Here is a 23689-nt window from a genome sequence, read left to right as displayed (position 1 = left end):
CGCAACGAGACTTTATTTCTCGGTTGGGTATGCGGATGAAGCTCATGAATAGATGGTCTTGAGGTTATCTTTCTCCGTTTTACGTCATTGGCGTTTGAATATCATTTTTTGATTCTTTCCTACGCTATTTAGCTATTTCTGTTCGAAGAAAAGAGAAAGTTACGGCTTCATATTTTACGGCAGTATGCTGCCTCGATGTGTTGCTTTGTGTACAAGAAAAAGGAAAAGAATAATGAAAAAAATCGCTATAGCAGTGGCTACTGTACTTGCTGGTGGTGTGATCTCAAACGTTGCACTTGCTGACACTTACATGGGCGGTAAAGTAGGTTACAACTCTCTAAATGATGCGTGTTACCTAAACGAACCTTGTGACGACGACAGTTTTTCAGCATCTATGCACCTGGGCTACAGCTTCAACGAGTACGTTGCAGCAGAGTACGGTGTTGATTACCTTGGTGACTTCACTGCAAACTTCAAAAAGCCGGGCCTAAACACCGTTGACGGTGATCTTTGGGCGTTGACTCTTGCTCCTAAATTCAACCTACCGCTAACGGATTCTTGGAATCTATTCGCGAAAGTTGGTGCTGCATACATGATGGCGGGTGACGAAAAAGATTTCGTACCAACAGGCTCTCTAGGTGCTGAGTACAAAATCAACTACAACTGGAGCCTACGTGCTGAATACCAACGTTACCAAGATATGTCTGATGACGTGATTGAAGATATGGATTCAGATTTCTTCGGTATTGGTTTTAACTACAAGTTCGGCTCTGAACCAGTAGTTCAAGAAGAAGTGGTTGAGGAAGTAGTAGAAACACGCCCTGCAACACGCATTGTTGAGCATGTTTACCCTGCTCAAACAACAGCGACAGTACAATTCGACCTAGAAAGTGCAGAAGTGAAAGATGCATCGACCCTTTCTGGTACCGTTGATCTGATGAACACTTACCCACAAGCTCAAGTTGAGATCACGGGTTACAGTGATACGACGGGTTCTGCTGCGTACAACCAGCAACTTACAGAAAAACGCGCGAAAGCCGTTGCTGACGAGTTCCAAGCAAAAGGTATTGCGGCTGAGCGTATGACAGTGAAAGGCATGGGTGAAGCTAACCCAGTAGCAAGCAACGAAACACGTCAAGGTCGTCAAATGAACCGTCGTGTTGAAGTAGTTGTCCCTGCGTTTGAATACCAAACCACTGAGAAAGCAGAATAATTCCTGCTTAAGAGACAGTTCCAAAAGCCAGCGTGTATCACGCTGGCTTTTTTGATCCCGCTTAACAAACTCAGCACTTTCATCAATTTGTCATCACCAGTTCATACCATGGCTACTGAGTATTTGGGAGAGTGTTATGCAAAGTTTACCGCCGCTTAATTTGCTCCGAGCGTTTGAAGCCACGGCGCGATTACAGAGCTTCACTAAAGCCGCAGAGGAGCTAAATGTGACCCGTGCGGCCGTCAGTCAGCAGGTGAAATCGCTAGAACTGCAGTTAAATGCAACATTATTCGAGCGCAAGGGTACGCACCTTACGCTGACCAGCTCAGCAAAAGAATACTGGCCGGTGGTTAACCATGTGCTTCAAACCTTATCAACATCGACCCATCATTTATTTACTCGCCCACAGAACAAGCAAATTACCTTACATGTCGCCCACAGTTTTTGCTCGCAATGGCTAATGCCAAGGCTGGCCGATTTTCAGCGTCAATTTCCAGATGTTTCCTTTAAGATCTCGACAACCGCGAATACGGTTCCAAACGCCAGTGCGATTGCAGATATAGAAATTATTAACGGAGATGGCGATTGGCAAGAACAACAAGCTATTCAGCTTACCCAAGAAAACTGGATCGTTGTAGCAAGCCCCGGCTTTATTCAGTTAAATCCGATTGATGACCTCACGAAGCTGTCTCAAACACCTAAAATCTGCACCGGCGGTTATCATGAATCTTGGCAGGTATGGTTTGCGTACCAAGGTTATCAAGGCAAGGTGAGCAAAGTGATAGCAGAATTTGAACATTCATTGCTTGCTATTCAAGCTGCAACCAATCAACTTGGTGTCTTGCTGGTGAGAGACTTTCTTGTTGAGGATGAGTTGCAAAAAGGGATATTAGTGCAAATCGGAGATTGGGGCATGCCCAGCTCCGGCGCACACTATATGATGGTTAGAGCATCAGAAAAGTCAGACGTAAACACCTTTGCCCAATGGTTAATACAAAGCCTTTGATGTTTTACGGTCTATTTTTACAGCGGTACTTATTCTTGCGATTTACCTAACAAAATGCGCGGTTTCTTATAGGGTCAGTCAACCTTCTCTAAAAGCTTTGAGTGTATGATGATCTAGCTTTACGTTATCTGATGCGCGCTTAATCCACACAGGATACTGTTATGGAAACAATGCAAGGCGGTAGAGAAAATGCCATCTATCGAAAAGGGAATTTGATATCTCGTCCTGCCAGTTATTGGACGATGACTGTCCATCTGCTACTTACCTATCTTCATTCACGAGGCTTTACGGCATGCCCTAAAGCGGTTGGTATTGAAAAAGGAAAAGAGTGGGTTAGCTATGTCGAAGGAGAGACTTACAACTATCCATTGATTGGCAACATTGCTTCTGTTTCCGCGCTCCAATCTGCGGCAAAAATGTTACGCGATATGCACGATGCATCTGAGAGTTTCCTTAAGCAATATCAAAATGAAACGCTGCACTGGATGCTGCCACCACGAACACCACAAGAGGTGATTTGTCATGGTGATTTCATGCCATATAACGTGGCACTCCGTGGAGAGTTTGTCGTTGGTGTGTTTGATTTTGATACGGCGCATCCGGCGCCAAGAGTTTGGGACGTCGCTTTTTCGGTCTATGGTTGGGCACCATTTAAAACCGATGAGCGCGATAAAATGGGCTGTTTGGAGCAACAAATTCAGCGTGCAAAACTTTTCTGTGACGCTTATGGGTGTTCGAGATTGGAACGGGAAGAGCTGGTGGAGGTGATGACACATCGACCCTCCGCGTTAGTTGATTATATGAGAGGGGTCGCAGCTCAAGGTGATGATAGGTTTCAAGCGAACCTAGAAGATTGCCATCATACCGCTTACCTCAACGATATCGAGTACCTAAGAAAACATAGACAAGTCATCACCCTAGGACTTTTAGGTTAGGGCTGGGTGATATCTTTAATGACATTGAATAACCACTGGTTTATCGGGGCTTGCTGTTGTGATCGACGACAGCTCATCACGTAGCGAACATCAAGCTCTAACCCGCCAGGAAGCGCGATACTTCGGCAGCCCTTAGGCACATGTCCACTCATGGTTATACCAAAATGATCCGTTTGTAGGAGCACTTTTTGAATCATCGCAGGGTGTTCAATTTCTACCTTAGGTGTGGTTCTGAACCCCATATGGTTGAGCCTTTCCAACAACGGGTATCGGTAGTCGTTCCATCCCGGCGTTTTGAAAAGTAAAAAGGGGTAGTTTTCTAGCTCTTGGAAATGTTGAGCGGGATGCTCATCTCGAACAAAAAATACGGCTTTTCCTCGACCTAGTTCGTTTTGAATAATTGACTGCGGAAGATCCTCATCAAAATAATGAATCGCAATAGCGTTTTCACCCTCAGTTAATCGCTTTTTCGCGTCGCTCCCCCAACGTAAACAAGAGAACTTTGCTTTTGGGGCGTGTTTTAGTAATTCTAAGTAAAACTTGTCACCAAAGTAATCCCAAAACAATGTGTTCGCATAAATAGTGATCGAGCCGTCAAAATTAGCGGGTGAAAAACTCTGTGGTTTGATGGAATCAATACTGGTGAGGATTTGTTCAAAATGTGGCATGTTCGCCTCGACAAAAGTGGTCGGTTCAAAGCCATTTTTAGTCTGAATGAACAAAGGGTCATCGAGCTGCGCTTTCATTTTTGTCAGGTTTTTGCTGATTGATCCTGATGTCTTTCCGAGTGAATCTGCCACCAATCGGACGCTACGTAACTCATACATCAGTTTTAGTACCAATATGTTTTGAATGTCCAGATTAATGCTCATACATCGTCTCATTTATCTTCTGCCGAGAAATCATATCTCTGAATTTCTGAATAAAAGACAACGTTCGGTCAATTTAAGCATGCTGTCGTATCTTATGGTTTATTGAAGGCGACGGTGGACAGCAAATATGCTTGGTCATATCAATTTAGTGGTTTGGATTTCCATTTGGTAAATGATGACTTTCCTCGTATGAACATGTTTCTGTTGTTACAGTTTTTTCATCGAAAGAAAGTAAGAACAAAAACAGAGGTGACGTATGAAAAAATTAATCGCACTTGGTTTGATGGTTTGCTCAACAAACATAGCATTAGCTGGCGATGGGTCATACACGGGCACGATTGATATGACGATGGCTACGAAAAATCAGGTCGACGTCGAGCGCGCAGATTCTCAACTGACGCTGAAAGGTCGAAATGAAACGGCCTATGGCGGGGTAATCATCCAAACGGATGCTGCTACACAAAAAATTGAACTTCGTGGTCGACGTGATTAATCGAACATGTTGTTAAGAAAATGCCGCGAATATCGCGGCATTTTTTATATTTTGAGATAGGTAAATCATCAAACTCAGCTTTGAACTTCAACCCCAGCTTCGATCTCGACTGGTTGCGCTTGAGTATTGCTTTCTTTCGCCGCATCAAGCATCTTGCGAATAATGAGTGACGCTGCCATTGCGATAGCGACCATCACAACAGCAAGGACAGTGAGTAATTGGAAATAATCACCATATACGTTTTGTACAATGTCTTGTGTGATGGTCTGTCCTTTCTCTAACGCGATAGAGGTTGAGAATGCAGCACCAATAATACCGCTTAATGCGATTGCCACAGAAAATAGGCTCACAGAGAAGTTTTCGATGTGCTTCGGCGCGACGGAAAGAATAAACGCTACGACCATCGAACCCACGATGACTTCTGCAATCGCCTGGAAGAAGTGAATAGCGAGAAAGATTTCTGGCATGATCACGACATCTTCACCCACGGTAGTCACGGCAAACGTCAAGATACCAAACGCTATCGCGGTCAGTACAAATGCCAAGGCGATTTTTGTCGCGGTAGAGAGGTAGATATCACGCTTTTCCAGCAACCCAAAAAAGCCAGCTACGATAGGGCCACCAACCATACACCAAAGCGGGTTCATTGCCATTGCTGCTTCTGGTTCGAGCGGAATAAAACCAAATAGAGAGCCTTTTAATGTGTTGATAGCAACCATGTTCATCGAGGTCATCATTTGTCCGTAGTAAACAAAGAAACAGGTTGTCAGCAAGGTCACAATTAAGATGGTCCCCATCTTCAAAGACTCAGCTTTGCTTGCTTTAAGCATCAGAGATATGAAGTATGCGATCGCCGCCCCTCCGATGGCGTATACGATATTTTGGCCAATATCCATGTTTGAAAACATGAAAAATACCAACGCGATCATTGCCAATGAAATCAATGCAAAAAGTACCCAGTTTTTTAAACTTACGGTTTTTTGATCAAGCTCAGAGGCTACGCCAACAAGATCTTTGCGGAATACCAATAGCATGATCAATGCCGCTGCTGCCATAACAGCAGAGATGGTAAAACCGCCATTAAAGCCGATCACAAGGACAATCATTGGGAACAAATATTGACCTAAAAAGGCGCCAACATTATTCACTGAATAATTGATTGGGTATCCTTTTTCAAAATCTTCTTGTGATTTGAACGTTCGTTTATAGAGGCTAGGGTAAGAGGGTGACATCAGGCCGCGGCCATAACTGGCGAGCGCAATACCACACATTGAAAGTGGAACGTTAGAAGCAGAAGCCCCCAACACGAGTAATACGTAACCGGATGCAAAAGCGAAATATGCGATAGAAAGTGAGCGATAAGCGCCTAAAAACTTATCTGCAATAAAGCCGCCCGCGATCGCGAAAAGTGGCCCGATCGCCGAAAAAGCACCAACGATCATCATCGTATCGGCTTCGTTGTAATTTAGATCCTCTAGAAAAAATCGAGTTAGACTTACTAATACACCGTAAAATGATAAGCCAAACATCATTTGGCAGAACATCATGGATTTATTGAGTTTATTCCACATAATTTTGTACTCACATTAGCGGAGAAAGGTAGGTATTGTTATTTCTATTAAATAGTAATGAAACGAAAGATTGAGTATTGAAATAATTGTCGCATAACGTGGAAATGCTGCACTATATTTTCTAATGCTTAGGTGGCTAAATGCTAATGTGTTGTTCTAGATCAATTTGAATAAAGCAGTGCTTAATTCTATTTTTGTTTAATTTTTTTGTATTTGTTACTGATTGGAGCTAATGGGGTTTTATAGGATTACGGCAAATAAAAAGAGGTCTTGCGAGAAAGGAAATTGCTGACGAAGTGCATCGCCAGCAATGATATAGCGGGCTTATTTGACTATTCGCATGGCGGTGCCATATGAATGACGGCCAAGCCACCTAAGGAAGTTTCACGGTATTTTTTGTTCATATCTTTACCAGTTTGATACATGGTTTCGATAACTTTATCTAATGAAATAAGGCATTTGCTCGTGCGCTTTAATGCCATACGTGAGGCATTAATGGCTTTCATTGCGCCCATGGCATTTCTTTCAATGCAAGGCACTTGAACCAAGCCGCCGATCGGATCACAAGTCATTCCTAATGAATGCTCCATCGCAATTTCCGCAGCAATACAAATCTGCTCGTTACTGCCGCCTCTGAGTGCCGTTAAACCAGCGGCTGCCATGGATGAAGAAACCCCGACCTCTCCCTGACAACCCACTTCGGCGCCGGAAATTGACGCGTTAGTTTTGTATAAGATGCCGATAGCGCCAGCGACTGCGAGAAAGTCTTTCAGTTGTTTAATATCAAGCTCTTTGATGAAGCGATGGTAGTACATCAATACCGCCGGAATCACCCCCGCAGCGCCATTAGTTGGAGAAGTAACGACTTGTCCGCCAGCTGCATTTTCTTCGCTAACCGCAAAGGCAAAGAGGTTAATCCAATCCATGATCTCCATTGGATCATTCTCAACTGCAGCGTTGGCTTCGAGCTTCTTCAAAAGGTTTGGTGCACGACGAGTGACATTGAGACCACCTTCTAAAATCCCTTCCGTATCGAAACCACGTTGCATGCAGAGCGACATCACTTTCCAAATTTGTTCTGCTCTTTGGCTAATTTCTTCATCTGAGCGGAATGCCAGTTCGTTTTGTAGAATCATACCTCCCAAACTAAAACCGTTAGTCTCGGCTTTTTCCAGCATCTCATCCGCTGATGTGAAAGGAAATGGTACCGCGACTTCATCTTGTTGCGTGCCGTTTTCTAGTTCGTCAGCGGTGGCGATGAACCCACCTCCGATGGAATAATAAATTTCAAACGCCACTTGGTCTCCCGCAGCGTCTAGTGCAGTAATCGTCATTCCGTTTTCATGCAGGGGAAGGTTGTCACTATGAAAGACGATGTCATGGTCGTAGCTAAACTCAATCTGGTGCGTACCAGCGAGCAGCAGCGTGTTGTTGTCTATCGTATTTTGTAGCGCACTTTTAGCGCTACTCATTTTAATGGTATCGGGTTTATTTCCCATCAAACCAAGGACAGTGGCTCGGTCTGTGTGGTGCCCTCTCCCAGTGAGCGATAATGAGCCATAAAGGTCCACTTGCACCCGATGCACTTTCGCCATAGAGTCGCTAACTAGTTGAGTGAAATGGAATCCGGCAAGCATAGGACCATTAGTGTGGGAGCTAGAAGGCCCGACACCAATCTTAAATATATCGAAAATCGACAGCATAATTGACTTCCTTTAGCAGTGAACCTTTATAAAGGTCTCTAGAACAGTGTTGTTAACTAGATGTTAAAGCCTGTAGGCCGGGAGTGAAAGAAGATTTTTGTAACACTGCCAACTAAGCGCGAGATTTTGAAATGAAGTTAGACAATGTGGTCATCGTTTTAGGTAAACGCCTCGTCAATAGCAGATTGACCGTTGAGGGGGTAACAAGAGTCGAAGCCTTATCTAATGCGATTGCGTCATTGCCCACAGAGCGAACGGCGATTATTTTTTGTGGTGGATTAACGCAAGGCCAATGCATTTCTGAAGCAGATGCAATGTACAGTTATTTTAAATCTCTAAATGCGGCCGCTGTGCATCCGTTCCCTGAACATCAAATACTTTTAGAAAATCGATCTTTGAATACGTTCCAGAACATGCGTTACGCTTCTCGCGTTTTGTGTGATAGTGGTTTGTTCCAGTTATGGTCAGCGCGTTCGGTTGAGGTCACCTTGTTGTCGAATGACTACCACCTTGAGCGAATCATAGAAATCCAAACCTTGATGGATGAGCAGGGATTATTACGAGTACTAAAATCTGAGTGCGTATCCATGGGCGTTACTCTCAACTTACCATTGGATATCAACAAACATATCAGCGTACCATACCCACATAAAGGGCCTATGGCAGCGGCATTTTTATTACTGGATGAACTCACGACTTACCGAGTTTATTTAGAAGGGGTCAAGCAGGGAGCATTTTTACGAGACTTATCGGTTGTCCGAAAGAAGCCGCTTATGATCGCGAGACATGCCATTCAGCAATTGCTCGCTTTACCACTCGATAAAGATAGTTTGCAACAGATTGAAGACATGAAAAAGGCCATCGAAATGACGGCCTTGGATGAATCTGTAGGAGCTGCGGAACAAGCGTTAAGGATCGTTCATCCGATATTAACTGCATTGAACCGCCGCTTGGATCCTGAGTCTATTCATTAAGTTCGCGTTTTGTGCGGACTGCGCTCAATGCGATCAAACAGTAGCAAAGGAGTTCCATGCCTTCTTCTGAAATATTTTTAACATCACGGATGTAGTTCTCGTCCATCACTTGTTGCCAAAAACTGCCCATGCCATACAAGCGAGAGAAGACCAACAATAGCATCACGGCACCAATTAACAGTTTCATGTGGGGCACCGTTAAGATGGTCGCCATTTCGTTCATGGTACCTTTACCACCTTGGTAAGCTTTGGCGCAAGCCAGTGCGGTTACAGCGAGCGCAGGGAAAACCCAAGAACCATGACGAATCATGTCTGTCCAATAGTCTGTTTCACGAATAATGAGCACCGCGAAAAAGCCGGCAATCAAAATGGCCGCATGCTTTAGCTGAGGCTGTTGTTTAGATAGGCTGAAAAATGACCATGACGCAATCGCGAGCATCACAAGCTGGAGTGTTTCTGTTATGGAAAGCTCACCAAGGCTTGAACCCAACACGACATAATCAAGGCGAAGACTGAGGTTAACGAGAATACTGATAGCGACAATCATCAATGCACTTAAACTCGATTTATAAATGATGCGCTTTGACTCTTCAGTAACAACGTTGCTTGGGGCTGACTCGGCTTCTTTTACTATTTGTGTTTTCATCTTGCTCACCTGTTCCAGAAAATGTGGAAGAAATGTGAATTAGTGTGATCTGTGTTTGGGATTTTATTGTCCAAGTGGAAAGTTATGTCAGAGGAATGTCAAGAATAGAACACTGTTCGATATAGTATCGATGTGCGGTAAAGTCAGAGGTATGTAAAAATGAAGTGAGAAAGTTTTGATAAATCAAATAAAAAAGGAGCCTAAAGGCTCCTAAGTGATAGAGGGAATCTGACGTGTCGACAAAAAAATTTAGTAGTCGCCACTCTCACTTTCTTTATGATTGTCGCGATAGTATTCCCATTGCTCGACACGGTTATCGTCAGACAGCACGCAGTAAGTCACACGTTCGCCATTTTCCGAAACGGTATCCAACTCACCACCTTGCTGAACACAGTAAACGGCTGCAGGATTTGCGACGGAGGTATACTCAGTCGAGCGAGTGGCACCTTCGTAAGTTGAACAACCAGCCAGTACCAACGTTGCAGCCATAGCCATCATTAAATTTGTCTTTTTCATTCTTTATCTCCGCATGGGGTGGGCGAGTATTGTATTGATTATAGGCAACTTTCAGAGATTATTGTCTTATCGATGTTAAAAGTAAGAGGGACGTATAAGAATTTAGATATTCTCATCTTTTACTGGTTATCACGTCACACTTCTATTTGTTGCGGATTGTTACGAAGGTTAGAACCGTTGCGTTCAAACCAATGTCTTGAACGCATTTGGACCGACAACGATGATTTAAAGCGTGAAGTTCGGTAATATGCGCGCAAAACATGACAGTGGTATTTTCGATGAGACACTTAAAATCGACCGTTCATCCGGACATTGAGCACTTGGACGACAAAATTATTTTCCAGCGCAATGCGGCACGCGCCATCGTACTAGATGGTGAAGATGTGTTGTTGCTCTATACAGAGCGTTACCATGACTACACTTTGCCAGGCGGTGGTATTGATGATGGTGAAGATGTGATTGCTGGACTAGTTCGTGAACTAGAAGAAGAAACCGGCGCGCAGAATATCCATGGTATTAAGCCTTTCGGGATCTTTGAGGAATTTCGTCCTTGGTACAAAGACGACGCTGACGTAATGCACATGGTGTCGTATTGCTATACATGTAAAATCGATCGTGAGCTAGGCGAAACGGCTTATGAAGACTATGAAGTTAAAAATGGAATGCGTCCAGTATGGATGAGCATCCACGAAGCGATAGCGCACAATGAAAAGACCATGGCAGAAAGCCCAAAAAAAGGCATGAGCATCGAGCGCGAAACGTTTTTGCTTCAGTTGATTTCTAAAGAATTACTATAAATAACTTAGCTCGCCTCATAGTGACTTACCCACTCATTGTTCTGTTGATAGGTCAGCTTTTAAATCGATAAAAAAAGTCCGGACTCCCCCCCGGAACCCGGACTTATTCCAGACGCGCAAGCGAAGCGTCATCTTGATATTTTAAATTTGTTTCGAACTATGAAAACAATAGCTGTTTTACATTTAGTGTGTAAATAATTATTAGGTCCAACCATTGGTTTTCATGTTTTTTGCAAACGCAATGTGACGCATATCTACCCAATTGGCAAGCGCAATTTGGGTACCTTTTAATAAACCACTACTCTTTCTTATCTTTGAGATACCTTACCTCAACTTTTTTGCACACGTTTGCATAGAGATCACGAGTTTTCAAATTGGCCGAACACGATCTTGTAATTTTACGTTTTTCTGACATTGGATTTTGTCGTGATTTTTATCACAAATTGACCAACGGAGGTAGTGGACTAAAGTCGATCAGCGGTTGCGAAACCATCGGAGCATCTGAAGAAAATAAGAGTAAAGGTTGAAATGATGAGGATTGTAACTGACCGATATCTATCAACTTTTCCAGCGCGAAGAATCGACTAACGTATTGGCGAGTCTCTTTAGGTAGTGTGAGCTTCTGGAAGTCGTTACTGCCTGCTCGCTGAATAGCGCGTGCGACACGCCCTTCACCTGCATTGTAGGCCGCTAATGTCAGCGCCATGTTTTGATCGAATTTGTTGTATAAAAACGTCAGATACTTGAGTGCTGCAGCTGTGCTTGCTTCTGTATCAAAACGATCGTCTTGTTTTGTATCTACAGTCAATCCGAATCGTTGAGCTGTTGCTGGTATCAGTTGCCAAAGTCCGGCGGCGTTGGCATGAGAAACGGCTTTGGGGTTGTAAGAGGATTCCAACATTGGCACTAAGGCTAGACTCTTTGGTAAAGAGTGGCTTTGCAGTTGTTTGAAAATGTGATGAATTACCAGGCTGGATGAATCGAGACGTTTGGCAATTTGTGGCTTGTATGGGGCTAAAACTTGATATTGCGTTTGAATATCAGCTGGGCTTGGTTTCGCCTGACAGGTGATTGAAAGGCAGGATAGTAAGGCGATAAAAATAAAAAGGCCTACAGTACTCAGCCGAGATGGCGACTGAATCTGTAGGCAAGACGAACATCGTTTAGAACGATTTATCTTCATAAGTGTGTTGCACAGGTTGTTTGAGTTGACTGACCAACTCATGGAACGCCGCAGAGCTGTGGCCATTGCTCTGATTGTATTGTTGGCACTGACTTACCAACGTTTCCAATAGCGCCCATTGTTTTCTAGCTTGCATACCTATTTGGGCAGGCAAAGCATTGAAAATTCGTTTTACGCTGGCGTCATTACACGCTAACCCCAGCTCTCGCATACACTGGCTTCTATCACTGGCTGAGCGGCTAAGTTTATTGAGTATTGGCATTTGTTTCTGAACATTGTTGCTCAGTGCCTCACCATCAAACTTTAAGTACAACGTTTTTTGCTGTTGAAGCAAAGGGATAAGTTGTTGATAGAGCTTGATATCCTCAGGTATTGAGCGAATAAATTGTTGAATTCGCTGCGATACTGCGCTTGCCATGATCTCTTCCTAGTGTGTTATTACTCGTGACCTGTATGGAATTGCATGATCGCCTTTGATAGTGCTTTGGTATCTAAGCTAAGTTCGCCACGCGCTAATGCGTTACGTACTTGTTCTACTTTTTCCATATCAACATCAGGTAGTGATGCCATTTCAGCTTGAGCGCGATCTATCGCTACGGTATTCGCTTGAAATGCAGGCTCGTGTACTTTGCTCTGTTCGACGACGTCGACAGGCTGTTTGCTTGCTTGCTGTAATTTTGTTTGTGGGACATGACCGCCCGCGACTTTGTCGATTTTCATGCTGTGGTCCTCATCATCATGTTCTAAATTAAGTAGGCGGTTAGGATGTGATAAACATTAAATATTTTTTTTGTACTCGAAATTCAGCGTTACTGACGAGAGCCAAAATTAAAAAATGTTACTCTGAGTCCAAAATCAAAATTGAGTATGAACCTGGTTTAACCCGGTTACGACAGCTCTAATGACCTTGCCTGAACTTAGGTTTTCTACTTCAATTTGTTGCCCTTTCGCACCATCTTCTAAGGCGACTCCTTTCGTGCTGGCGCTAAATCCATTTTTGCTCGCAATCACTATGACTTCATTGCCTTTTTCGATTAAAGGTGGAGCCGATAAATTGGATGGGTTGACCACTTGCCCTGCACGTAAACGGCGAGAGGTTTCTAAGCCTATTGCTTGTCCTGGGCGAGTATAAAAATCGTCTTGTCGCGAGATGGTGCGCGTTTCCAGTTTAACGTGCTTGGCAGTCACAACTTCATTTCGACCGACCGTGGTTGTGGCAACCAAGACAGGCAGTGTCAGAGAAGATTTTATCGTGACGTTAATTCGCCAGGGTGAAGCGATGTCATCGCAACTTACTGAGCGCTTAAGGTTTCCAACTGGCAACGCTTGATTGTCGCGACCAGTGATGACCAGAGGCGATTCACACTCAGGTAGGTGATTCGCCGAGCCTGGTACCCACATGTCGAAATCCAGTTGGTATTCTCCCCACTGGTTAGAGTGAGCATTTTGGGCCACTTCTTGTTTGAAATGCTCTGCTACAACAGATTTTATCTCCTCAACGCTTAGGGTTTTGCCAGAGGTGTTGGCGAAAGTTTGTCCTGGTATTAGAGCAAGCAGAGTTAGCATTAATGTTGAGGAAGTAAGCACTTTCCCCTTGCTTTTAATGCTTTCCGTGAGCCGGAAGTTTGGCTTCCATCCTTGTTTGTAAATCATTGATATATATAACTATTTTTTATGGCACGCATCTTGTTTGTATGTTGGCGTATTCGAGCCAACTGTAAGGAAGATGCATGGCGATCACATTTGAAAATGCTTTAGGTGTACATCCAGAGGCACTTAATTTTCGCGTTCAGCGTACCAAAGTCCTTGCCAGTAACCTAGCAAATGTTGACACCCCTGGGTATTTGGCGAAAGACCTAAGTTTCACCACCGTAATGAACCAGGTGGCTGCAGGCGGTGTGAACAAACCAGTGCCTAAGTTTCAGGTTCAGGCCCAATACTCGGTGCCTTACCAGAACAGCAAAGATGGCAACACTGTAGAACTGGGTGTTGAACAAGCGAAATTCACGCAAAACAACATGGACTTTCAAACTAGCCTGACGTTTCTCAACATGAAATTTAATGGCTTAACGAAAGCGATTGAGGGACGTTAATTATGTCATTCACTGATATTTACTCGATCACTGGATCCGCGATGACGGCACAAACTGTGCGTCTTAACACGGTCGCCAGTAACTTAGCTAACGCGGACGCGGTGTCTGCAAATCCAGATGACGCTTATAAAGCGCTGAAGCCCGTATTCGCGACTGTGTACCAAAAAGCGCAGCTGACAACGGAAAACGGGGTTTATCCCAATGCTGAAGTTCGCATTGTTGACGTTGTGAAAAATGCGGGAGAAGCTGAGAAACGCTTTGAGCCAAACAACCCGTTGGCCAATGGTGAAGGTTATGTGTATTACCCAGATATCGATGTCGTGGCTGAAATGGCAGACATGATGTCAGCGACACGTAGCTTCGAAACCAATGTTGAAGTGTTATCAAATGTGAAAAGTATGCAGCAAGGTCTGCTTAGATTAGGGCAGGGCAGTTAATGAGTCTCGCACAATATACACCTTTATCGTCTGATGCTCCGGTGAGCACTAAAGCAAAAGAGAACAATGGCATTGCACCAAATCCTAAAGATATGAACAGTGCTTCTTCATTAGAGAACGAATTCATTTCTTTGATGGTGGCGCAGATCCAAAACCAAGATCCACTTAACCCACTTGATGGCACGGAATACGTTGGTCAGTTGGCTCAATTCTCTCAAGTTCAAAGTACCGAGAATATGTCCAAGACAATGCAACAGAGCATGATTCTCCTAGACAACATGCAAGTGCTATCGACAGCGGGGCTAGTCGGACAAACTGTTTACGTCAACTCCAAAGAATTTGAGCTTGGTGAAGGCGTACAGAACGGAAAAATCGAACTCGCTCATAGCTCAAACCAAGTGACGTTAGTTGTGAAAGATGAGTTTGGTCAATCTACTAAAGTGCCATTAGGTGCTCACGGCAAAGGTGACGTCGACTTTTCAATTAATCCTGAAGAACTTGGTCTTAAACCAGGCAAATACTCAGTGGCAGTAGAAGTGCAAGAAGGGCAAGCAAGTCCAAATGTGCTCATGGCTGGCACTGTTGAGCAAGTGCGTATTCCAAATACTGGCGGCGCAGCATTAGTCAATGTCCATGGCGTTGGCAACGTTCCTTTCTATCAAATCACTCAGTTTGGTGCTTAACCAAATAGGGAAATCAGAGGTCTTTTTATGAGTTTTAACATCGCACTAAGTGGTCTGGACGCGACCAACGCAGAGCTAAACACAATCAGTCACAACATTGCCAACGCATCAACGTATGGTTTTAAAGGTGGCCGCACAGAATTCTCCGCAGTATACAACGGCATGCAACCTGGTGGTGTAGAAGTCGCGTCAATTTCACAGAACTTCGACAAAGACGGCAGTATCTCAGGAACTGGCCGTGCGATGGACTTGGCGATCAACGGTGGCGGATTCTTTGTCACTAAAGACAATATGGGTCAAACGCTATACACGCGTTCAGGTGTATTCGCGACAGATAAAGATAACTTTGTTACCGCTAACAGTGGCGCAAAACTGCAAGGTTACAGTGTGGATAGCAACAACAACCTGATGACAGGCTCTGTGGGCAATATCCAAGTATCTACGTCATCACTGAATGCAAAAGCGACAGACGGTCTTGATTTTGTTGCAAACTTTGATGCAAGTGCGTCTGCCATTGATAAAACGGTAACGCCGTTTAATCCGGACGATCCAAACTCATTCAATTCGTCTTACACCACAAAAGTCTATGACTCGCTGGGTAACTCGCACACGGTAACCCAGTACTTCACTAAGACCGCTTCTAACTCTTGGGAAGTGAATGTTCAAGTGGATGGTGGCGCAACACCAGTGACAACGGTACCAGTAACGTTTGACAAAGACGGTTCGCTTTCTTCACCGACGGCTCCGTTTAATGTTTCATTCCCTGCGGCAGGCGCAAACGCGATGAGTGTCGACATTAACTTGAAAGGCAGCACGCAGTTTGGTGCTAAATTCGGCGTAAGTACTAACAGCCCGAACGGTTACACATCCGGTGAGCTTGCAGGTGTACGCGTTGAAGGTAATGGCATGGTTTACGCGACCTACACTAACGGCCAATCACAGCTGCAAGGTCAAGTTGTACTTGCAGACTTCGCCAACACACAAGGTTTAGCAAAAGTGAGTGGTACGGCGTGGACTCAAAGCTTCAGCTCTGGTGCGCCAATCACGGGTGTCCCTGGTTCAGGTACGTTGGGTGATTTAACTCCAGGTGCGCTAGAAGGTTCTAACGTTGACCTAACCAGTGAGCTTGTGGCGCTTATGACCGCACAGCGTAACTACCAAGCAAACGCGAAAACCATCTCTACCAGCGACAAGCTAACTCAAGCTTTGTTTAACGCGGTGTAATGGGAGTTTTGCATGGATAGCTTGTTATTTACTGCAACGTCAGGTGCGAGTCGAGTTCTTAAGGCTCAGCACGTGCGTTCAAACAACTTATCAAACGCTGATACTGCTGGCTTTCGAGCGGATATGGAGCGCGTGCGCAGTGTAGAAATGCAAGGCCCAGGTTTTGATGGTCGCACTATGGTTGTGACCAACTCTGCCTCAACGCGCTTTGATTCTGGCGACATTATGAAAACGGGACGCCCGTTGGATGTCGCCATCATGGGTGAGGGTTATCTTGCTGTTGAAACCCCTGCGGGTAACGAAGCGTACACGCGAGCGGGCAATATCCAAGTCGACACTTTTGGTGCCATGACCATCAATGGTTTCCCTGTTCTTGGTGAAAATGGGCCTTTGGTTGTGCCTGATTATCAAAAGATTGAAATCAGCGAGCGTGGTCAAGTATCCGTGATTCCGCCAGGTGGTGGCGCAGAAATCGTCGCGGGAACGTTGAAGTTGGTTAAACCAGAAATGAACCAACTTCAAAAAGAGAGTGACAGCCTACTGCACAGTGTAGATGGCGTGCCATTCGCTGCCGATGAAACGGTGCAACTTTCTCCTGAGCACATTGAGGGCAGTAACGTATCTGCCATTGATGAGTTGATTAGCGTGATGTCGTTAACGCGTAACTTCGAGATGCAAGTTCGCATGATGAAAACGGCCGAGACGTTGGCACAAGCTGGTAATAAATTAATGGCGGCGAGATAAGTCTCGCCCCGCAAGGAGTAATAAAAAATGCATTCAGCATTATGGGTAAGTAAAACAGGCATGGCAGCGCAGGACACGAAGATGACTGCCATTTCTAACAACCTAGCGAACGTAAATACAGTTGGCTTTAAGCGTGACCGAGTTGTATTCGAAGACCTTTTCTACAGCATTCAGCGTCAACCTGGTGCTCAAGTAGATCAAGTTAACGAATTGCCAAGTGGTATTCAGCTAGGTAGCGGTGTTCGCGTAGTCGGCACGCAAAAAGTGTTTACGCAAGGTAACACTCAAAATACAACACAAGAGTTGGACCTTGCCGTTATGGGACAGGGTTTCTTTCAAATCGAAAACTCGGATGGACAGATCATGTACACACGTAATGGTCAGTTCCATGTCAACTCTGAAGGCTTGATGGTTAATAGCCAAGGCTTGCCGTTAGAGCCACAAATTCAGATCCCAGATAATGCCTCTTCATTCTCTGTTGGTGTTGATGGCACGGTAACAACAACGACGGCGGACGATCCAACGCCACAGCAGCTTGGTCAAATCACGCTCGCAAAATTCATTAACCCAGCAGGCTTAGAGGCCGTGGGTGGTAACTTGTTCCGTGAAACGGAAGCCAGCGGCCCGGCAGATGAACTGATTGCTGGTGAAGATGGCGCAGGCCTCATCAAGCAAGGTGCATTGGAAGGTTCAAACGTACAAGTAGTGGAAGAGATGGTCGACATGATCACGACTCAACGTGCGTATGAGATGAATGCGAAAGTGGTCTCTGCTGCAGATGACATGCTGAAGTTTGTTTCGCAATCAATGTAAGTATGAAATTGGTGATGATGAAGGAAAAAGCAATGAAATGGCTTTCTAAGAGTTGGGCAGTAGCCGCCGTGTTGCTGGTGGGATGTGCCGGCCGTCAGGAATTTATTCCGCCTGAGCCAAATGCCGAGGAATACGCACCACCAACGCTCGATTACACGTTGCCGGAAACCCAGTCTGGTAGCCTTTATCGTCACCAATACACGATGACCCTGTTTCAGGATCGTCGTGCTTACCGAGTTGGCGATGTGTTAACGGTTCAACTATCAGAAGAAACCTCATCGAGCAAAAAAGCGGGTACGAAGTTTGGCAAAAGCTCAGCGGTTAATTTCGCGGCGCCGACCATAGGAACGAAAACGTTCGATGAGTTAGGGGTTAGTGTCGATGGCAGCCGCAACTTTGATGGCAGCGCTTCAAGCTCACAGGGTAACAAGCTGCAAGGTGCTATCACCGTAACGGTACACGAGGTGTTACCTAATGGTGTATTGCGTATCAGTGGCGAAAAATGGCTGCGCCTTAACCAGGGAGATGAGTTTATTCGTCTCACTGGCATTGTTCGTGTGGATGATATTAATCGCAGCAATCAAGTTTCTTCTCAACGAATTGCTGATGCACGAATTACCTACGCGGGTCGCGGAGCTTTGGCTGACAGCAACGCAGCCGGATGGCTAACTCAATTCTTCAACAGCCCATGGGTACCTTTCTAATGAAGACAATGCAATCTTTCTTTACGTCTTTCCTATTGGTGTTGACCTTGGGATTACCAACCACTTCACATGCTGAAGTGGAAATTCCGATCATGGACTTGGTCGATGTACGCGGCATTCGAGAAAACCAATTGGTTGGTTATGGTTTGGTGGTTGGCTTAGCTGGCCAGGGTGACCGAAACCAAGTGAAATTTACTTCTCAATCTATTACCAACATGCTTCGTCAGTTTGGGGTTCAAATTGATGACAGTATGAACCCTAAGCTACGAAATGTGGCTTCTGTGAGCGTGACAGCAACCGTTGATCCAATGGCGGGCCCTGGACAAACTTTGGACGTGGTCGTGTCTTCAATTGGTGACGCGAAAAGCCTCCGTGGCGGTACGCTATTGTTGACGCCTTTACGCGGTATTGATGGTGAAGTGTATGCCATTGCACAAGGAAACGTCGTGGTGGGCGGTTTATCAGCAGAAGGGCGAAGTGGCTCCAAAGTCGAAGTTAATACACCAACGGCAGGTCGCGTCCCGAATGGTGCGACGTTAGAGAGAGAAATCAAAACTGATTTCAACCAGCGTGATGAAGTCACCTTAAACCTGCGTAAACCAAGTTTCACAACGGCAAAAAATATCGCGCGTGAAATCAACAACACTTTTGGGCCTAACGTTGCTGTTGCGATCAATAAAGCGCGCATTGATATGCGTGCACCAAAAGATACCCAACAGCGCGTAGTGATGATGTCGATGCTTGAAGAAATGAGCGTCGTGGAAGGCCGCAAGCCGGCTCGAATTGTCTTTAACTCTCGTACGGGAACGGTCGTGATCGGTAAGAGTGTCAAAGTGAGTGAGGCAGCAGTGAGCCATGGCAACTTAACCGTGCGAATTTCTGAATCACAACAAGTCAGTCAGCCAAATGCGTTTGCAAATGGCGATACGAAAGTCGTTAACCAAACGGATCTTGATGTGAACGAAGATTTAGCTCAAATGGTAATTTGGCCTCCAGGCACGGAGCTCAACACTATTGTGACTGCGGTAAACAGCTTAGGTGCCACACCTACTGACTTGATGTCTATCCTGCAAGCACTGAGCGAAGCGGGTGCATTGAACGCTGAATTGGTCGTGATTTAAGGAGTTAAGGATGAAACTAGACAGTACCAATGAACAAACTCAACTGAATTCGATGCTGTATCACGACAACAGCGCACTTGCCAACATCAAGCAGAGTCGAGATCAGGAAGGCGCGCTTGAAGTAGTGGCGGGTCAATTTGAGGCGATGTTTTTACAAATGGTGCTGCGTCAAATGCGCAGCAGCAGCGATGTTCTAGCGGATAAAGACAGCCCGTTTGCAAGCCAGCAGCAAGGTGTTTTCCGCGATATGTACGATGGGCAACTGGCAATGGAACTGGCAAAAAAGCAGAGCTCCGGCATTGCCAATATGCTCATCCAGCAACTTAGCCCCTCTATGCGCGAAGTCGCCTTTGATGCTGCGCGTAACATCTCATCTGCAAACGATGGTAAAGGTGCGAATTCTGAATCTATCTCACAGCTTGATGCTAACGAGATTGAGGGGAACTCAAGCTTATTTAATACCGCCTCTCAAGCCGTCGCCTCTGTAAAACAGGTGCTCGGTGAGGCCGGTATGACTACCGCGTTTTCTCAGCCGTTGATCAGGAAAATGGAGCTGTAAATGAACCTAGTTAATATTGCCCTTTCAGGTTTAGGCGCGAACCGCGTGGCCTTAGACGTAACGGCACAAAACGTGGCGAACGTGAATACTGTGGGCTACAGTCGTCAACAAGCGTTGATGGCATCAGTTGATGACGGAAAAGCCAACCGCTTAAGCCCTGGTTTAGGGGTAGAGGTCACCAGCATTCGCCGCGTTACAGACCAATTTCTGATTAAGCAAACGTGGTCAACTAACAGTATGGCGGCGTACGCTTCTGGTTACACTAGCAACATGAGCCAATTGGAAAATACGCTAGGGGCCGATGGCTTCAGTATTTCTGCTGGTTTGGACTCTCTAAACGCTGCGCTTAACGATGCTACGGTTAAGCCTGAGTCGATCCCTTACCGTCAACAAATCATCAACGAATCTGAAGCGTTGGCACGCCGCTTTAATACGCTGACCGAGTCTTTGCACAATCAACATAAAGATATGAGCGATCAGCGTAATGCGGCACTTAACCACGCGAATAGCCTCATGGAAAACATCGCGAAGGTAAACAAGCAGCTGGTTGAAATGCAAGGAACAGGCGGCAACCCATCGCAACTTATGGATGAACGAGATAAATTGATCGGCGAGTTATCTCAAACCATCGAAATCAGAACAACAGAACAGCCTGACGGCAGTGTTCAGGTAACGTTGACCTCTGGTCAGCCACTTGTGATGGGCACGGACCATGGCAAACTCGCAGCCGTTCCAGACCCTAGTGACCCTTACGTAGCAGACTTACACGTAACATTCTCAAGCCAAAGTTTTGCGATTGGTGACTCTCTTGGTGGCAAATTAGGTGCGATTAACGATTATCAAACCGATGTATTAAAACCAAACCAATTGGCTTTGAATGACATGGCGAAAGCATTAGCGGATGAATACAACGCTGTGCTCGCTACTGGACAAGATTTAAATGGTAACCCAGGTAAACCATTGTTCAGTTACGACCCTGCCAACCCAGCGGCAAGTTTGGATATCACTGAGTTGACTCCAGGTGAGCTTGCGTTTTCAAGTGATGGTACGCCAGGTAATGCGGATGTATTGCAGTCGTTGATTAATTTAAGCAACAAGCCTGTTTCTGTGACTGGCTATGGCTCAGTGAGCTTGAATGACGCATTCAGTTCTATGGTGGGTCAAACCGCGATTAAAGCACGCCAAGCAGACGCTGATTACCAAGCTAAGTTAGCCATGAACAAGCAAGCACATGCGGCTCGTGACAATGTGAGTGCCGTTAACAGTGATGAAGAAGCGGCTAACTTAATGACGTTTGCTAATGCACACAATGCCAACATGAAAGTGATCAGCACAGCGAATCAGCTGTTCGATTCTGTATTGCAGTTATTCTAAAGGAAACCCAGATGCGAATCAGTGACAATCAATTTAGCCAAATGATGCTGCAAAGCCTGCAAGGTAACAATGCAGGTCTGGGGCACGTGCTACAACAAATGACGACAGGTGAGCGTCTAACTAAACTATCTGACGATCCAATGGCATCGATTAAGCTGCTTAATTTGGATCGTGAAAACAGCGCCATCGCCCAATATCAAAACAATATCGCAAACGTCAAAACCACGCTTTCGAGTCAAGAAACACATTTAGATTCAGTGAAAGAGAGCCTGATGAGCATGCGTGATATTGCATTATGGGGCGCGAATGGCTCACTGACTGATCAAGACCGTACCGGTATGATCACGGAGCTAAAGAGCTATCGTGATTCAATTGAGTCGTCTTTCAATGCTCAGGATGAAGAAGGGCACTACCTATTTTCAGGCACCAAAACTGACACCCCTGCTATAAACAGTGCAAGCGGTAGTTATGTCATCGAGGGCAACAGCGATAAACGTGTCGTGACGATTGCGAAAGGCGTAACGATGGATTCCAACATGACGGCAAAGGATATTTTGGACCTTGGTGGCGGCAAAAACGTACTGGATCAAATTAATAATCTAATTACGGAATTTGAGAACCCGAGTCCGAATTTCCAAGCTGAAGTGGACGCAAGCCTGAGTGCCATTGATGATACGTTGGCAAGCGTACTTGGCACGATGACGGAGATTGGTGGCCGACACAATAACCTAGATTTGGTTGGCGGTGCTCATGGTGAGAATAAACTGTTCGTCGATAAAGTATCAGGTGACCTCTCAGCTCTGGATTACGGTGAAGCATCGGTACGCTTGAGCAATTACATGGCGGCTTTGCAAGCAACGCAAGCGAGCTATGTAAAGATCAATGATCTATCGTTGTTTGACCGTCTATAAGGTTAGGAAGTTCTTTTATGGTAATGAGTACAGTAGAGGTTAGACCCCATAGCATACGCTTGGGTGGGCAAGAACAAGCCTCTATCATGCCGACCCGTTCTGCAGACTCAAGTACTGCAATTAAACCGCGCCCGGCGCAAGTTCAGGCTGACACTGCGTCAGCCTACTCTGTCTCTGGGATTCAACTGACCCAAGGTCAGCAGCAAGCGACGGCAGTGCAGATCGCATCGAAATCGTTGCAGGTGATTGGCAAAGAGCTGACTCAAATTAAACGTGGTTTGACGCAAGCGGTGAATCAAGGCGTGCAAAATGTACCTGGCTTGCAGGATACATTGGTTCGTTCTAAAGCCACCATTCAGAACGTTGTGGAGCATGCTCGTTTCGACGGCCAGAAAGTGCTCAACAACGAACTGCATTTAAAGCTAGATAAAGCAGACATTCGTCGCTTTTCTATTCCTGGCTTGAACGTGCATCGCTTAAGTGACAAGGCTGAGCAAATTCGTTTGGATTTCCCTCAGGGTCAAGCGGTAATGATTCAGTTCGATGGACAAGCCGATGGTGCTCGAACTGTCAAAATGCTTGACCGAAGCTTGATTGCTTTAGGGATGCGTGCCTCATTAGCTGACGATGGCAGCATTTTATTTGAAGCCAGAGACAACGCTTATCAGCAAATGCAGCAGAAAGTGATGGTCACGGGCGAAGGGCACCGTTTTCCTGCGGGCCAGCCGAACGTTCTGAATCTAAAGTCAGAGCCAGATGGTATTGCAGAACTTGGGTTTGATTTGGCATCACGCGATGGCATGAAACAGACGATTGCCAAAGTGAACCAGCACCTAAGACAAGTGCAAACGAGCTTGCAGGAAGCGAAAGCATTTCATGGAGAGTTGAATACTCAAATGCGCTCAATTCAAAATAAAACCGCGCAGCTTTCTGTGGATGATGTGAATGCAAAACTGGATGGTTTTGTGCAGAAGTCTGGTGAGTTTACCTCGACTTTTCAAGCGTTGAATGCACAAGCAAACGTGCGTCGTCATACGGTTGTTGCGTTGCTAAAATAACGAACACTCCAATGATTCCCGGCTTTGCATCGCTATCGCCCCCCAATAACGAGAACGGT

At 45.4% G+C, this 23689-nt stretch carries 27 protein-coding genes; 18 read left to right on the top strand and 9 right to left on the bottom strand.

The window, feature by feature from the left end; genetic code table 11:
- Positions 1-232 precede the first annotated feature (232 nt).
- The 3 genes from EX191_RS07355 (at position 233) to EX191_RS07345 (ending at position 3154) form a co-directional block, all read left to right on the top strand.
- Positions 233-1213 (top strand): OmpA family protein, encoded by a 981-nt coding sequence (locus tag EX191_RS07355; RefSeq protein WP_193447458.1) that lies wholly within the window; start codon positions 233-235, stop codon positions 1211-1213.
- A 136-nt stretch (positions 1214-1349) separates the two neighbouring features.
- The gene (locus EX191_RS07350) at positions 1350-2219 is read left to right on the top strand and encodes a LysR substrate-binding domain-containing protein (RefSeq protein WP_193447457.1); all 870 of its coding nucleotides are present in this window, start codon (positions 1350-1352) and stop codon (positions 2217-2219) included.
- A 161-nt stretch (positions 2220-2380) separates the two neighbouring features.
- Complete coding sequence (locus EX191_RS07345; protein WP_193447456.1) at positions 2381-3154, top strand: phosphotransferase enzyme family protein; 774 nt, start codon at positions 2381-2383, stop codon at positions 3152-3154.
- Here the strand turns inward: EX191_RS07345 and EX191_RS07340 are convergent.
- Positions 3151-4026 (bottom strand): LysR family transcriptional regulator, encoded by an 876-nt coding sequence (locus tag EX191_RS07340; RefSeq protein ID WP_193447455.1) that lies wholly within the window; start codon positions 4024-4026, stop codon positions 3151-3153. The two genes, EX191_RS07345 and EX191_RS07340, sit on opposite strands and share 4 nt — an antisense overlap.
- 256 nt (positions 4027-4282) lie before the next feature.
- Between EX191_RS07340 and EX191_RS07335 the strand changes: the two genes are divergently transcribed.
- On the top strand, positions 4283-4519 hold the full coding sequence (locus tag EX191_RS07335) for a VPA0252 family protein (protein ID WP_005395322.1): 237 nt from the start codon (positions 4283-4285) through the stop codon (positions 4517-4519).
- A 74-nt stretch (positions 4520-4593) separates the two neighbouring features.
- On the opposite strand, the gene EX191_RS07330 is transcribed toward EX191_RS07335, so the two are convergent.
- Positions 4594-6090, bottom strand: coding sequence for a peptide MFS transporter (locus EX191_RS07330; protein ID WP_193447454.1), 1497 nt, complete (start codon positions 6088-6090; stop codon positions 4594-4596).
- 332 nt (positions 6091-6422) lie between these two features.
- Positions 6423-7793, bottom strand: coding sequence for an L-serine ammonia-lyase (locus EX191_RS07325; protein WP_005395319.1), 1371 nt, complete (start codon positions 7791-7793; stop codon positions 6423-6425).
- Positions 7794-7924: 131 nt separating this feature from the next.
- On the opposite strand from EX191_RS07325, the gene EX191_RS07320 reads away from it, so the two are divergent.
- Complete coding sequence (locus EX191_RS07320) at positions 7925-8767, top strand: YdcF family protein (protein ID WP_109168870.1); 843 nt, start codon at positions 7925-7927, stop codon at positions 8765-8767.
- On the opposite strand, the gene EX191_RS07315 is transcribed toward EX191_RS07320, so the two are convergent.
- Positions 8757-9413 carry a hypothetical protein gene (locus tag EX191_RS07315; RefSeq protein WP_048624711.1) on the bottom strand — a complete coding sequence of 219 codons (657 nt, stop codon included), beginning with the start codon at positions 9411-9413 and terminating at the stop codon, positions 8757-8759. The genes EX191_RS07320 and EX191_RS07315 overlap by 11 nt on opposite strands.
- 249 nt (positions 9414-9662) lie before the next feature.
- The gene (locus EX191_RS07310) at positions 9663-9929 is read right to left on the bottom strand and encodes a putative hemolysin (RefSeq protein WP_005395313.1); all 267 of its coding nucleotides are present in this window, start codon (positions 9927-9929) and stop codon (positions 9663-9665) included.
- Between the two features lie 278 nt (positions 9930-10207).
- Between EX191_RS07310 and EX191_RS07305 the strand changes: the two genes are divergently transcribed.
- Positions 10208-10726, top strand: a complete 519-nt coding sequence (locus tag EX191_RS07305; RefSeq protein WP_109169003.1) for an NUDIX hydrolase — start codon at positions 10208-10210, stop codon at positions 10724-10726.
- Between the two features lie 436 nt (positions 10727-11162).
- On the opposite strand, the gene EX191_RS07300 is transcribed toward EX191_RS07305, so the two are convergent.
- The 4 genes from EX191_RS07300 to flgA form a co-directional block, all read right to left on the bottom strand.
- Positions 11163-11909, bottom strand: a complete 747-nt coding sequence (locus EX191_RS07300; RefSeq protein WP_109168871.1) for a lytic transglycosylase domain-containing protein — start codon at positions 11907-11909, stop codon at positions 11163-11165.
- Positions 11890-12327: a flagellar export chaperone FlgN gene (gene flgN, locus EX191_RS07295; protein WP_006741304.1), complete on the bottom strand. Its 438-nt coding sequence runs from the start codon at positions 12325-12327 to the stop codon at positions 11890-11892. Before flgN ends, EX191_RS07300 begins: the two co-directional genes overlap by 20 nt.
- 20 nt (positions 12328-12347) lie before the next feature.
- Entirely contained in the window at positions 12348-12629 is a 282-nt protein-coding gene (flgM, locus tag EX191_RS07290; protein WP_006741305.1) for a flagellar biosynthesis anti-sigma factor FlgM, read from the bottom strand.
- A gap of 135 nt (positions 12630-12764) precedes the next feature.
- Positions 12765-13562 carry a flagellar basal body P-ring formation chaperone FlgA gene (gene flgA / locus EX191_RS07285; protein ID WP_193447453.1) on the bottom strand — a complete coding sequence of 266 codons (798 nt, stop codon included), beginning with the start codon at positions 13560-13562 and terminating at the stop codon, positions 12765-12767.
- A 77-nt stretch (positions 13563-13639) separates the two neighbouring features.
- Here flgA and flgB point away from each other — a divergent pair, with 77 nt between their 5' ends.
- Genes flgB through EX191_RS07225 form a run of 12 tightly spaced genes read left to right on the top strand, consistent with a single transcriptional unit; the run spans position 13640 to position 23630 of the window.
- Entirely contained in the window at positions 13640-14002 is a 363-nt protein-coding gene (flgB, locus tag EX191_RS07280) for a flagellar basal body rod protein FlgB (RefSeq protein WP_005395306.1), read from the top strand.
- Positions 14003-14004: 2 nt separating this feature from the next.
- A complete protein-coding gene (gene flgC / locus EX191_RS07275) occupies positions 14005-14439 on the top strand; it encodes a flagellar basal body rod protein FlgC (protein WP_005395305.1) in 435 nt (144 codons plus the stop codon).
- On the top strand, positions 14439-15122 hold the full coding sequence (flgD, locus tag EX191_RS07270) for a flagellar hook assembly protein FlgD (protein WP_005395303.1): 684 nt from the start codon (positions 14439-14441) through the stop codon (positions 15120-15122). The genes flgC and flgD overlap by 1 nt, the downstream gene beginning before the upstream one ends.
- Before the next feature lie 27 nt (positions 15123-15149).
- Positions 15150-16346, top strand: a complete 1197-nt coding sequence (gene flgE / locus EX191_RS07265; RefSeq protein WP_193447452.1) for a flagellar hook protein FlgE — start codon at positions 15150-15152, stop codon at positions 16344-16346.
- A 12-nt stretch (positions 16347-16358) separates the two neighbouring features.
- Positions 16359-17090, top strand: coding sequence for a flagellar basal-body rod protein FlgF (flgF, locus tag EX191_RS07260; RefSeq protein WP_006741308.1), 732 nt, complete (start codon positions 16359-16361; stop codon positions 17088-17090).
- Positions 17091-17117: 27 nt separating this feature from the next.
- Positions 17118-17903 (top strand): flagellar basal-body rod protein FlgG, encoded by a 786-nt coding sequence (gene flgG, locus EX191_RS07255; protein WP_005395297.1) that lies wholly within the window; start codon positions 17118-17120, stop codon positions 17901-17903.
- Between the two features lie 32 nt (positions 17904-17935).
- The gene (flgH, locus tag EX191_RS07250; protein ID WP_005395295.1) at positions 17936-18607 is read left to right on the top strand and encodes a flagellar basal body L-ring protein FlgH; all 672 of its coding nucleotides are present in this window, start codon (positions 17936-17938) and stop codon (positions 18605-18607) included.
- Entirely contained in the window at positions 18607-19728 is a 1122-nt protein-coding gene (locus EX191_RS07245; protein ID WP_031780462.1) for a flagellar basal body P-ring protein FlgI, read from the top strand. Before flgH ends, EX191_RS07245 begins: the two co-directional genes overlap by 1 nt.
- 10 nt (positions 19729-19738) lie before the next feature.
- Positions 19739-20287 (top strand): rod-binding protein, encoded by a 549-nt coding sequence (locus EX191_RS07240; protein WP_005395292.1) that lies wholly within the window; start codon positions 19739-19741, stop codon positions 20285-20287.
- On the top strand, positions 20288-21661 hold the full coding sequence (flgK, locus tag EX191_RS07235; RefSeq protein ID WP_005395291.1) for a flagellar hook-associated protein FlgK: 1374 nt from the start codon (positions 20288-20290) through the stop codon (positions 21659-21661). It begins immediately after the preceding gene.
- A gap of 11 nt (positions 21662-21672) precedes the next feature.
- Positions 21673-22572, top strand: coding sequence for a flagellar hook-associated protein FlgL (gene flgL, locus EX191_RS07230; protein ID WP_005395290.1), 900 nt, complete (start codon positions 21673-21675; stop codon positions 22570-22572).
- 17 nt (positions 22573-22589) lie between these two features.
- A complete protein-coding gene (locus EX191_RS07225; protein WP_012842382.1) occupies positions 22590-23630 on the top strand; it encodes a hypothetical protein in 1041 nt (346 codons plus the stop codon).
- Positions 23631-23689 lie beyond the last annotated feature (59 nt).

Source organism: Vibrio chemaguriensis (genome assembly GCF_012275705.1).
Classification (GTDB): domain Bacteria; phylum Pseudomonadota; class Gammaproteobacteria; order Enterobacterales; family Vibrionaceae; genus Vibrio; species Vibrio diabolicus.
Note: the sequence above shows the minus strand (reverse complement) of the source record. Positions and strands in the feature narration are given on the sequence as shown.